This window comes from Arthrobacter agilis (assembly GCF_002953615.1).
GTDB lineage: Bacteria > Actinomycetota > Actinomycetes > Actinomycetales > Micrococcaceae > Arthrobacter_D > Arthrobacter_D agilis_B.
Window position 1 is genome coordinate 1,806,781 of record NZ_CP024915.1, and the last position, 11,664, is coordinate 1,818,444.

Here is an 11,664-nt window from a genome sequence, read left to right on the forward strand (position 1 = left end):
CCAGCACTCGCTGACGGTGCTGCGGCAGGCCTGCGCCCTCGAGACGGGCGACGACGGGCCCGTGCCGGCACCGGACGTCGTGCTGCGCTTCGCCGCGCTCCTCCACGACATCGGGAAGCCCGCGACGCGGAAGTTCGAACCCGGAGGGGCGGTGAGCTTCCGTCACCACGACGCCGTCGGCGCGAAGCTCGCCTCCAAGAGGCTCAGAGCACTGAGGTTCGACAACGACACGATCAAGGCCGTCGCCCGCCTGGTGGAGCTGCACATGCGCTTCTACGGCTACGGGGAAGCGGGCTGGAGCGACTCCGCTGTACGGCGGTACGTGAGCGATGCCGGCCCCCTCCTCGAGCGGTTGCACCGCCTGACCCGCTCCGACGTCACCACGCGGAACCGGCGCAAGGCCGAGCGGCTCGCGTTCGCCTACGACGATCTCGAGACCAGGATCGCCGCGCTCGCCGAGCAGGAGGAACTGGCGTCGATCAGGCCGGACCTCGACGGCGAACAGATCATGACACTCCTGGGCATCCGCCCGGGGCCCGTCGTGGGCCGCGCCTACCGGTTCCTCCTCGAGGAGCGCATGGAGCACGGACCCCACGACCCGGCAGCAGCCGAAGCCAAGCTCCGCCAGTGGTGGAGCGAGCAGCCCGAATCCCAGGAGAGCGAAGCATGAAGCCCATGACAGGCGCGGCAGCACCGGACCTGACTCCGGCGGGAACCCCCCTCCCCAGGTTGTGGCTGCTGCGGCACGGCGAGACGGAGTGGTCCAGGGACGGCCGGTACACGGGCCTGACCGACCTCCCGCTGACGCCGCACGGCGAGGAACAGGCGCTCGCCGCGCGCGAACACCTCCAGGGCATCGACTTCGATCTCGTGGTGACGTCACCCCTGCAACGGGCCGTCCGGACGGCGGAGCTGGCCGGCTTCCCGGACGCGGAAGTCCTGCCCTTCGCCCACGAGTGGGACTACGGCGACAATGAGGGGCGGAACAGTGCGGTGGTCCGCGAGGAGAACCCCGGCTACCTGATCTGGAACGACGGCGTCCCCAACGGGGAAACGCTCGACCAGGTGTCCGAGCGGGCCGACAGCGTCATCGCCAGGGTCCAGGCAGGCTGCGGGACCCCGGCGGACAGGGAGCCCGCGGCGAAGCCCGTCGAGAACGCGCTGCTCGTGGCACACGGTCACTTCCTGCGGATCGTCGCGGCCCGATGGCTGCAGTTCGGCGGTATCGAAGGACGGCACTTCGTCCTGGGGACCGCCGCGGTCTGTGCGCTCGGCTGGGACAAGCGCACACCCGCGATCGTGCACTGGAACCTCTAGCCTCCAGCGACCCGCGGACGCCATCGGAACGCCCCCTTCTCCCACCTTTTCGTGAATTGTCCGATCAATTCACGAAAAGGTCTATGCCGCAGTGCATTTCGTGGGGTAACTTTACTCACGTGCCATTGGGCCTTCCCGACTCGATCGACGAGGGACGCCCGGGCCACGCGACCGTCAATGCACTCGATGAAATGGAGGTGGAGATTGTGAACACCATGCTCAGCGGAGCCTTTGCCCGCAGCGCCAATCCCGCCTTCGTTCGCCGTACGCACTAGGAAGTCGGCGCACCGGCAGTAGCCGGCTGGTCCAGCATCATCCCCGCACCCGTGCGCGGCTTCCTCGTGTCTCCTTTCCCGGCAGCGCCCTTTATCGGCAATTCCCTGCCCCTTTCACCTATCGAAGGTCCGTCATGCCCAATTCACCGCTACCCCCTGCCCATTCACCCGATACGAACGCAATACCCGGACCCGGAGGAACAATTCGTCCCGGCCGGGGCGAATTCATTCTGAGCGGATCACTGACGCCGCTGACCGGTCCGGAGCTGCCGGGTACGACTGCCGATCCCGTGCCCGGCTTCCAGCGGAGGAAGGAGGTGCGACGCATGCTGAGGAGATGGCGGAACAGGACCTCGCTCTGGGGACGGATCTGGCCGGACCGGTCGGGCGGAGCCTGGGACTCCTCCCACCGCCTCACGCTGCCCCAGCACACCATGTACATCAAGTGACCGGCGGTGGACAGCCGGTCGGAAGCGATGCCCTGCCGGCGGTCACCACAGCGATCCCGGCGTGCTGCCAGTGCTCGGCCGTCCGAACCCGGCCGTCCGAACCCTGCCGTCCCGAGGAGACAGGACCTTCGGAGTGTCTCTCCCGAGCGGAGGCGGAAGCCCGCACTGTCCAGCGTGGGCTTCCGCCTCCTCCATCCCGTATCCGCAGTGTGCCGGAGGGCGGCGCGAGCGGAATGGGGCGCGCTGACAGGGCGTTATAGGGTCGTGAGGGTCACTCGACCGGTCCTTCCCCACAGCCGGTCGGAAAGGAGAGGGTGTGTCCGGCGTCCGGCGCGTGGCCATGCTGTCCCTGCACACCTCCCCGCTCGAGCAACCCGGCGCGGGCGACGCGGGCGGCATGAACGTCTATGTCCGCAGCACGGCGCTCGAACTCGCCAGGGTAGGCATCGAGGTCGAGATCTTCACGCGGGAAGCCGGTGAGGGGCGGCCGCGCCGCGAGATCCTCGGAGACGGCGTGGTGGTGCACCACCTCGATGCCGGTCCACGCCACCGTATCCCCAAGGAGGCACTGCCAGGGCTGAAGACCACGTTCGCCGATGCGATCACGGATGTCGCCGGGCTGCTCGCCGACGGCCACTTCGACGTCCTGCACTCCCACTACTGGGTCTCCGGAACCGTGGGACTCACGCTCAGCAGGGAGATGAACCTGCCGCTCGTGCACAGCATGCACACCATGGCCAAGGTCAAGAACCTGCACATGAAGGCGATCAGCTCACCGGAGCCGGCCGAGCGGATCGCCGGGGAACAGGACATCGTCACCGGCGCCGCCCGGCTCATCGCCAACACGAGGACCGAGGCCGCCGAACTGGTCTCCCTGTACGGCGCCACCCGCGACCGGGTCGACGTCGTCGCCCCCGGCGTCGACCTGTCGACCTTCCACCCTGGCGACCGGGACGCTGCGCGCACGGCCCTCGCCTTCCCGCCGGATCAGTTCCACGTGGTCTTCGCAGGGCGGATCCAGAAACTCAAGGGACCCCAGGTCCTGGTGGCGGCAGCCGCCGAACTCCGCCGTCGGCGGCCGGACATCCCCCTGGCGGTGAGCATCCTCGGCTCGGGCAGCGGCTCCGAAGCCCTCAAGCTCCAGCCCCTCATCGACGGCGCCGGCCTCACCGATGACATCCGCCTCTACCCGCCCGTGACGGCAGCCCACCTCGCCCAGTGGTTCCGGTCCGCGGATGCCGTGGTGATGCCGTCCTTCAGCGAGTCCTTCGGACTCGTGGCGCTCGAGGCCCAGGCGTGCGGCACCCCGGTGGTCGCCGCCAATGTCGGCGGCCTGCCCCAGGCCGTCAGCCACGGCCGGAGCGGCCTCCTCGTCGACGGGCACTCCGCGACCGCGTGGGCGGCCGCCCTGGAACGCCTGCACGACGACGCGGAGCTGCGCGCGACGCTCGGACGCGGAGCCGCCATGCACGCCCTCGCCTTCGGCTGGCAGCGCACGGCGTTGCTGACGGCACAGAGCTACCGCACCGCCGTCGAGCGTTTCCCCGCGGCCACCGCGCGCTGAAGCACGCCTCCCGCGGCGCCTAGGATGGACGGGTGAACCCCACCGAACTCGCCGAATACCTCGATTCCGTTCGTATCACCGGCAAGGTGGCCACTCCGCGGCAGGACAACCTGAAGCACATGCGCCTCTTCCTCGAGGGGAACGAGCACCTCGAGTTCGGCGTCACCCGCACGCGACCCTGGTCGTTCGACGAGGTCTTCGACCTCATGCACGAGCGCGTCGGCACGAGCGGGGATCCGGCCCACACCGAAGGCCAGGACACCATCGATGCCGCCAGATGCGTCGCGGCGCTCGACCGGTTCGCGGACCGCCTCGGTTCCTCCGCGCACCGCGGCGAACGGATCCTCTTCGCCACCGGCCACCCCGCAGGCCTGCTGCCCGTCCACGCGGCCTTCGCCCGTTCCGCCGCGGCGGCCGGTGCCACGGTGGTCCGCGTACCGGAGGGGCGACGCTTCGGAGCCGGGGACATCCGCCAGGTCTTCGGCGTCCTCGTCTGGCATCAGCACGGCGGACTCATGCACACGCACTTCCCGGAACCCATGCGGCTGAGCCTCGATACGCTCGCCACGGAGGGGCTCGAGCCGCCGGACCTCGTGGTGGCCGATCACGGGTGGGCGGGACACTCCGCCAGTGCGGGGCTGCCGACCATCGGATTCGCCGACTGCAACGACCCCGGGCTCTTCGTCTCGGAAGCCCAGGGCCAGGTGGAGGTCGCCGTCCCGCTCGACGACAACGTATGGCCCGGGCTGTACGAACCACTCATCGCCTACGTCCTGGAACGTGCCGGGTTGCCCCCGGCCTGATCCGCAACCGCTGATAGGTTTTCCCCATGACCGATCTTGAGATCGCCCGGGCTGCCTCGATCCGGCCCATCGAGGACATCGCGGATGCCGCCGGGATCCCGCGGGAGGCGCTCGAATTCCACGGCCGCTACAAGGCCAAGATCGATCCGCGCCTGCTGCCGGACGACGGTCGTACACCCGGCAGGGTGGTCCTGGTCAGTGCCATGAGCCCCACGCCTGCCGGCGAGGGCAAATCCACCTGTACCGTGGGCCTCGCGGACTCCCTCGCCCGCGCCGGGCAGCGCGTGATGATCGCCCTGCGGGAGCCGTCCCTCGGTCCGGTGCTCGGCATGAAGGGCGGAGCCACGGGAGGCGGGTACTCCCAGGTGCTGCCGATGGACGAGATCAACCTGCACTTCACCGGCGACTTCCACGCGATCACCTCGGCGAACAACGCGCTCGCCGCGCTGATCGACAACCACATCCACCAGGGCAACGAACTCGGCATCGATCCCCGGCGCATCACCTTCAAGCGCGTCCTGGACGTCAACGACAGGGCGCTCCGGGAGGTGGTCATCGGCCTCGGCGGGCCCGCCCAGGGCACGCCGCGTCAGGACGGCTTCGACATCACGGTGGCCTCGGAGATCATGGCCGTCTTCTGCCTGGCCCGGGACCTCGAGGACCTGAAGGAGCGACTCGGCAACATCACCTTCGGCTACACCTACGACCGTACGCCGCTGACCGTCCGCGAGCTGCAGGTGGAGGGCGCGCTGGCGCTGCTGCTGAAGGACGCCATCAAGCCGAACCTCGTCCAGACCATCGCGGGAACGCCGGCATTCGTCCACGGCGGTCCGTTCGCGAACATAGCCCACGGCTGCAATTCCGTCATCGCCACGCGGACGGCCCGGCGCCTGGCGGACATCGTCGTGACGGAGGCCGGCTTCGGCGCCGATCTCGGCGCCGAGAAGTTCCTGGACATCAAGGCGCGTGCGGCCGACCTGGCCCCCGACGCCGTCGTGATCGTCGCGACGATCCGCGCGCTCAAGATGCACGGCGGGGTCGCGAAGGAGGACCTCGGGGAGCAGGACGTGGATGCCCTCCAGGCGGGCACCGCGAATCTCCTCCGGCACGTCCGCAACATCGAGAAGTTCGGCATCCCGCCCGTCGTGGCGGTCAACAGGTTCGCCACCGACGCCCAGGAGGAGCTCGACTGGCTGCTGGCATGGTGTGCGGGCGAGGGCATCGAGGCCGCCGTCGCGGACGTGTGGGGGCAGGGCGGCGGCGGGCCCGGCGGCGATGAGCTCGCGGCCAAGGTCCTCGATGCGCTCCGACGTCCCGTGAGCTTCTCGCACCTGTACCCCCTCGAACTCTCCGTCGAGGACAAGATCCGCACGATCGTGCAGGAGATCTACGGGGGCGACGGCGTCGATTTCTCGGTCCCGGCGCTACGGCGCCTCAAGGAGATCGAGGCCAACGGCTGGTCCGGTCTGCCGGTGTGCATGGCGAAGACCCAGTACTCGTTCTCCGACGACGTGAGCCTCCTCGGAGCACCGAAGGGCTTCACCGTGCATGTCCGGGATCTCATCCCCAAGACGGGAGCCGGCTTCATCGTCGCCCTGACGGGGTCCGTCATGACCATGCCCGGGCTGCCGAGGGAGCCGGCCGCGCTGCGGATGGACGTGGACGGCGAGGGGAACGCCGTCGGCCTGTTCTAGGACGGGACACGGACGCGCCCGACACGGAGCGCGGGGCGACGCCGTCGCGGCCTCACGGCGAGGTACAGGGCCGCCACGCTGCCGGCCACGAACGCGGCGACCAGCCACGCGGTCGACGGATCGCCGACCAGCAGGCGGGGGATCGCCCGGGACGGGACAGCGGCCGCGAAGACGAACGCGACGAGCAGGCCGAAGGAGCTGCCCACCATGTTCAGCAGGTGCCCCAGGATGTTGCCCCTCACCGCCGCGGCGATGCCCAGGCTGACCGTCACCGTGGTGAAGGCGGAGAGTCCGTGTCGCCAGCTGAAGTGCCCGTCGGACACGATCCCGAAGCTGCTGATGCCCGCCACCATCAAGTTCTACCTCCGGTCGGGGCTCCTCGAGGCAGGGAAGGCCATCAACCCCACGCGGGCCGACTACGGGGAGAGGCACGTCCGCCGGCTGCAGCTGATCCAGGGGCTGCGCTCCACGGTCGGGTTGGGGCTCGAGGACATCCGGCGGATCCTGGGCGCCGCAGCCGGGGCGGGCGCCTCGGACACGCAGCGCCTGGCGCTGCTCTCAACAGTGCAGTCGGTGGTCCTGGGCCTCGGCGGCCGGCGGGGCGAGCTATAACCGAAGGTCGACGCCCTCGTGCGCGCGATGGGCTGGCCGCACGAACAGAGCGACGCCCGTCTCGCCGTCGACGAGCAGGTCGCCGCCATGGATGCCGTGGGTCTCGGCCCCGACGTCGACGTGCTGGCAGCGTACGGGCGCGCGGCGGATGGCATCGCCGATGCCCAGCTGTCGTTCACCGCGGCGCAGGACGACCTGGAGGGCATGATCCTGACGGCAGCCATCGGCATGCACATGCATCACCAGCTCATCCTGGAACTGGTCGCCCTGGCGCAGGCGAGCCATGCGATCCGGCGGTACCTGCCGCAGCAAGGGCCCGACAGGTAGGGCCGGATGAGCAGGGCCGGATGAGCAGGGCCGGATGAGCAGGGCAGGGACGCCGACGGCGTCCCGGCCCTGCTCAGTGTCCTGCCTAGCGGTCGAGGTCGCCGCGGATGAAGGCTTCGACCTTCTCGTGGGCGATGTCGTCGGCGTACTGCTCCGGCGGCGACTTCATGAAGTAGCTGGACGCGGAGAGGATCGGACCGCCGATGCCGCGGTCCAGGGCGATCTTCGCAGCGCGGATGGCGTCGATGATGACACCGGCCGAGTTCGGGGAGTCCCAGACCTCGAGCTTGTACTCGAGGGACACAGGGGCATCGCCGAAGTTACGGCCTTCGAGGCGGACGAACGCCCACTTGCGGTCATCGAGCCAGGCGACGTAGTCGGACGGGCCGATGTGGACGTCGTCCGCGTGCAGTTCGGCCTTGACGTTGGAGGTGACGGCCTGGGTCTTGGAGATCTTCTTGGACTCGAGGCGGTCGCGTTCGAGCATGTTCTTGAAGTCCATGTTGCCGCCGACGTTCAGCTGGTACGTGCGGTCCAGGGTGACGCCGCGGTCCTCGAAGAGCTTCGCCATGACACGGTGCGTGATCGTGGCGCCGATCTGGCTCTTGATGTCGTCGCCCACGATGGGGATCCCGGCATCGGTGAACTTGTCGGCCCATTCCTTGGTGCCGGCGATGAACACGGGCAGGGCGTTGACGAACGCGACGCCGGCGTCGATGGCACACTGCGCGTAGTACTTCGCGGCGTGCTCGGAGCCCACGGGCAGGTAGCAGACCAGGACATCGGTCTTCGAGGCCTTGAGCTGGGCGACGATGTCGACGGGTTCCTCGTCGGACTCGACGATCGTCTCGCGGTAGTACTTGCCCAGGCCGTCGAGGGTGTGACCGCGCTGGACGATCACGCCGGTGGGGGGCACGTCGGCGATTTTGATGGTGTTGTTCTCGCTGGCGCCGATCGCCTCCGCGAGGTCGTGACCGACCTTCTTGCCGTCGACGTCGAACGCCGCCACGAACTGCACGTCCCCCACGTGGTACTTGCCGAACTCGACATGCATCAGGCCGGGAATCGTTCCCGCCGGATCCGCGTCGCGGTAGTAGTGCACTCCCTGCACCAGTGACGCGGCACAGTTGCCGACTCCAATGATTGCCACGCGAATGGGGTTCTGTCCCACAGTTCTCCTCGAAAGCCAGTTGAATATGCCCCGACCGTCATCGCTCCGGGCGCGGTCGGCAGGAAATGCCAGTCTACGTTCAGTATCCAACTCCGCCGCGTGCTCCTCCATTCCTTGCCTTCCCGGACGGGGCGCGTCAAGCTGCGTCCCGTCCGCACCGGGGTGCGCCGGCCTGCCGCTAGGCTCGGTGGATGACGTCGGGGACGGGGACACGCGGACCGTACCGCATCAGCGTCCCCACCCGTTCGGACCCCGTCCTCGGGCCACTGGTCGAGGGAGTCGGCGGGCCCCTGGGACGGCACGCCGATCCGGGCCGGATCGCTCCCCGATGGTTCACGGTCGAGCGGGTCCTCATCCTCCTCACGGTCGCCGCGGCCGTACTGGCCGTGGTGGTCAAGAACCCGTGTCGGCTCCAGGGGTGGTCCTCCCCCGACTACTTCTACCGGGCGTGCTACTCGGACTGGGCGGAGCTCTACCAGAGCCGCGGCCTCGGCGAGGGGATCCTGCCCTTCATCACACCGGGGGTGCTCTTCGAGTACCCGGTGCTGCTCGGCCTGCTGGCCTCGGGCACCGCCGTCCTCGTGGACCTCCTGGCGGGCGGCGCCGCGCCCGGCACGAAGTCGCTCCTCTACTTCGACCTGAACGCGGTGCTCCTCACCGGCATATGGATCCTGACGGTGCTCGCCACGCTCCGGCTGGCGAACCGAAGGCCGTGGGATGCCGTCGTCGTCGCGACCGCACCCGTCATCATCCTGTCCGGCACCATCAACTGGGACCTGTGGGCCGTGTTGCTCGCGACGGCCGGGATGCTGGCCTTCGCCCGAGACCGCCCGGTCCTCGCGGGCGCTCTCTGGGGCCTCGGCGCTGCCGTGAAGCTGTACCCCGTGCTGCTGCTCGGTGCCGTCCTGGTCCTCGCGCTCCGGTCGGGGCGGATCCGGCCGTTCCTCTCCGCCTCCCTGGGCGCGGTGGCGTTTTGGGCCGCGGTGAATGTGCCCTTCCTGCTCCGCGACCCGGAAGGGTGGGCGTACTTCCTGACGTTCTCGGAGTCGCGCGACGCCGGCTTCTCCTCGGGCTGGTACGTCTACAACGCCCTCGCCGATCGGGCCGGCGCGGCGACGCTGTCTCCCGCAGCCATCACGGCGGGCGCGATGATCCTCTTCGCCCTCGCCTGTGCCGGGATCGCAGTGCTCGCCCTGCGAGCCGAACGGCGCCCGCGCCTGGCTCAGCTCGCCCTGCTGATCGTTGGCGCGTTCATCCTCTGCAACAAGGTCTATTCACCCCAGTACGCGCTCTGGCTGGTGCCCCTGATCGCCCTCGCCGTACCCCGCTGGCGCGTGGTCCTCGCTTGGCAGCTCGTCGAAGTGCTCCACTGGATCGCCGTCTGGCTGTACCTCGGGGGTCGGACGAGCGGTGGCGCCCCCGAACACAACCTCGGGCTCGGTATGTACTCCTGGGCGGTCCTCGCTCATATTCTCGCTACGGCATACGTCCTGGCTGTCGTCGTCGGGGAGATCCTGGCGCCCGAGCGGGACATCGTGCGGCGTGTCGGCATCGACGACCCCCAGGGAGGCCCCTTCGACGGGGCCGTCGACCGCTTCGTCCTGCGATCCGGCACGGTGTCGACCGGAGCCGCCGGGCGCGGGCGCGGGCGGGCGGTCCCGGCGACACCGGTCGGGACGGCACGGAAGAACTCCGCCCGCGCTGCTCCGATAGGCTGGCAGGACCGCGGGGAAGCCGTTCCCGTGCCGGCGGATCTCGGTCCCGGGCCGGCACTGGAGCGCACATCGGCCGCCCGCGCGCCATCATCAGGACCAGTGGAAGACCATCAGTGACTGCAGCACCCCTGAACTACAGCAAGCTCGACGGGACCGCCTTCGCCGCGATCGCCGACGCCCATCCGCACGTCGTCATCCCCATCGAGCAGACGCCCGACTGGGTCGAGTTCGAACGCGCGCTCGGGCGCTCGCCCCTGGGGATCTGGTCCTACCGGGACGAGGTTGGGACCCTGGTGGCGACCGCCAGCTACGTGCACATCGTGCGTCGCTTCAGGGAGTCGGTGGTGGTCGTCAACGGTCCGGTGTGGTTCGCCGAGCGGACCCCGGCCGCGGAACGGGTCCTGATGGAGACGGTGCGCCGGCAGTTCCGCGACTCCGCCGACGCCCATCCCCTGTACGTCCGCATGCAGGTGGCCACCCTGCAGGCGCCGGCCACGGGTCCCATCGAGCACGGCTGGTACGAGCGCGAGATCGTCGTGGACCTGACGCCGTCGGAAGCGGACCTGCTGAGAAGTTTCCGGCCGAATGCCCGCAACAGCATCCGTCGGGCCCAGCGCAACGGCGTCGAGGTGCGTTCCATTCCCCGAGAGGAATGGAAAGAGGTCTTCGCGGCGCAGCTGTTCCCGATCATGCAGGAGACCGCGGAGCGGGACGGGTTCCAGTCCTTCGACTCGGCCTACTACGAGACGCTGCTGACGGTCCTGGGGGACCATCTGCGGCTCCTGGTCGCCTACCGGGACGGTGCACCCCTGAGCTGGCTGATCACCACCGAGTACCGCGGATACTCCGTCTACTACTTCGCCGGAAGCACGCACGAGGCGCGCAGCACCTTCGCGCCGTACCTGCTGCTGTGGGAGGCGTTCAGGGTGCTCAGGGCCGCGGGCAACACGGCGTGCGGCCTGACGGGCATCGTGAGCGAGAACTACCCAGGACTCGCGAACGTCACCACCTTCAAGCGGAACTTCTCCAAGAACGTCGTGGTGGTTCCCACGACCTACGACATCCCGCTGGACCCCAGAAGATATGCCGTCGTCGCGTCGCTGCTCGCCGTGCGCCGGACGGGCCCGAGTACCCTGCGGGGTGCCGTCCGGCGTGCCGCGGGCCTCGTGCGGCGGTTCCGGACGGGGCAGACCGCTCCCGGTACACCCACCGCGGAGACCTAGCGCCGGGCGGGGTGGTCCCGCACGGCAGGAGAGGAAGTGCCATGCCAGATGTCGAGGTTGTCGGTGCGGGCCCGAACGGTCTCGCGGCCGCGGTCGTCATGGCACGGGCGGGACTGTCCGTCCGGGTCCACGAAGCATCTGCGACGCTGGGGGGCGGTTCGCGTTCCATCGAGCTGATGCAGGAGGGGCACCTCCACGACTTCTGCTCGGCGGTCCATCCGATGGCACTCGCCTCCCCCTTCTTCCGCGACTTCGAGCTGAGCCGTCGCATCGGCTTCGCGGTCCCCGAGGTGTCGTTCGCCCATCCGCTCGACGGCGGCCGCGCGGGTATCGCGTACCGCAGCTTGGACAGGACGGTGGAGGGCCTCGGGGAGGACGGCGAAGCCTACCGCCGGTTGATGCAGCCCCTGAGCGAGCGCGAGCGGGCCATCCTCGCCTTCACGCTGAACCACGTGGTGCGCATCCCGAAGAGCCCCCTGGCCGCGCTGCGCTTCGGGCTCGCGACCCTCGAGCA

The 11,664-nt window shown here is 69.3% G+C and carries 14 protein-coding genes; 12 read left to right on the forward strand and 2 right to left on the reverse strand.

Annotated elements, in window-relative coordinates; translation table 11 throughout:
* The 7 genes from CVO76_RS08645 to CVO76_RS08670 form a co-directional block, all read left to right on the forward strand.
* Positions 1–670 (forward strand): HDIG domain-containing metalloprotein (locus CVO76_RS08645; RefSeq protein ID WP_208738987.1); only part of this gene is annotated, 670 nt, incomplete at its 5' end.
* A complete protein-coding gene (locus CVO76_RS08650; RefSeq protein ID WP_244185830.1) occupies positions 667–1,317 on the forward strand; it encodes a histidine phosphatase family protein in 651 nt (216 codons plus the stop codon). The genes CVO76_RS08645 and CVO76_RS08650, both read left to right, overlap by 4 nt.
* A gap of 119 nt (positions 1,318–1,436) precedes the next feature.
* Positions 1,437–1,592 (forward strand): hypothetical protein, encoded by a 156-nt coding sequence (locus tag CVO76_RS08655; RefSeq protein WP_208738988.1) that lies wholly within the window; start codon positions 1,437–1,439, stop codon positions 1,590–1,592.
* 326 nt (positions 1,593–1,918) lie between these two features.
* Positions 1,919–2,041 (forward strand): hypothetical protein, encoded by a 123-nt coding sequence (locus CVO76_RS17515; protein ID WP_279628568.1) that lies wholly within the window; start codon positions 1,919–1,921, stop codon positions 2,039–2,041.
* Between the two features lie 316 nt (positions 2,042–2,357).
* Positions 2,358–3,605, forward strand: a complete 1,248-nt coding sequence (gene mshA / locus CVO76_RS08660; RefSeq protein WP_208738989.1) for a D-inositol-3-phosphate glycosyltransferase — start codon at positions 2,358–2,360, stop codon at positions 3,603–3,605.
* 32 nt (positions 3,606–3,637) lie between these two features.
* Positions 3,638–4,408: a phosphatase gene (locus CVO76_RS08665; protein ID WP_208738990.1), complete on the forward strand. Its 771-nt coding sequence runs from the start codon at positions 3,638–3,640 to the stop codon at positions 4,406–4,408.
* A gap of 26 nt (positions 4,409–4,434) precedes the next feature.
* Positions 4,435–6,102 (forward strand): formate--tetrahydrofolate ligase, encoded by a 1,668-nt coding sequence (locus CVO76_RS08670; protein ID WP_208738991.1) that lies wholly within the window; start codon positions 4,435–4,437, stop codon positions 6,100–6,102.
* On the opposite strand, the gene CVO76_RS08675 is transcribed toward CVO76_RS08670, so the two are convergent.
* The gene (locus CVO76_RS08675) at positions 6,099–6,452 is read right to left on the reverse strand and encodes a hypothetical protein (protein ID WP_208738992.1); all 354 of its coding nucleotides are present in this window, start codon (positions 6,450–6,452) and stop codon (positions 6,099–6,101) included. The two genes, CVO76_RS08670 and CVO76_RS08675, sit on opposite strands and share 4 nt — an antisense overlap.
* Between CVO76_RS08675 and CVO76_RS17325 the strand changes: the two genes are divergently transcribed.
* Positions 6,442–6,714, forward strand: coding sequence for a MerR family transcriptional regulator (locus tag CVO76_RS17325; RefSeq protein ID WP_244185831.1), 273 nt, complete (start codon positions 6,442–6,444; stop codon positions 6,712–6,714). The genes CVO76_RS08675 and CVO76_RS17325 overlap by 11 nt on opposite strands.
* 18 nt (positions 6,715–6,732) lie before the next feature.
* Positions 6,733–7,041 carry a hypothetical protein gene (locus CVO76_RS17330; RefSeq protein ID WP_244185832.1) on the forward strand — a complete coding sequence of 103 codons (309 nt, stop codon included), beginning with the start codon at positions 6,733–6,735 and terminating at the stop codon, positions 7,039–7,041.
* 85 nt (positions 7,042–7,126) lie between these two features.
* Here the strand turns inward: CVO76_RS17330 and CVO76_RS08685 are convergent, their stop codons facing one another.
* The gene (locus CVO76_RS08685) at positions 7,127–8,212 is read right to left on the reverse strand and encodes an inositol-3-phosphate synthase (RefSeq protein WP_208738993.1); all 1,086 of its coding nucleotides are present in this window, start codon (positions 8,210–8,212) and stop codon (positions 7,127–7,129) included.
* 191 nt (positions 8,213–8,403) lie between these two features.
* On the opposite strand from CVO76_RS08685, the gene CVO76_RS08690 reads away from it, so the two are divergent.
* The 3 genes from CVO76_RS08690 to CVO76_RS08700 all read left to right on the forward strand — a co-directional run.
* A complete protein-coding gene (locus tag CVO76_RS08690; RefSeq protein ID WP_208738994.1) occupies positions 8,404–10,044 on the forward strand; it encodes a glycosyltransferase family 87 protein in 1,641 nt (546 codons plus the stop codon).
* Complete coding sequence (locus CVO76_RS08695; protein WP_208738995.1) at positions 10,041–11,150, forward strand: lipid II:glycine glycyltransferase FemX; 1,110 nt, start codon at positions 10,041–10,043, stop codon at positions 11,148–11,150. Before CVO76_RS08690 ends, CVO76_RS08695 begins: the two co-directional genes overlap by 4 nt.
* Before the next feature lie 41 nt (positions 11,151–11,191).
* A partial coding sequence (locus CVO76_RS08700; RefSeq protein ID WP_208738996.1) for a phytoene desaturase family protein occupies positions 11,192–11,664 on the forward strand: 473 nt, incomplete at its 3' end.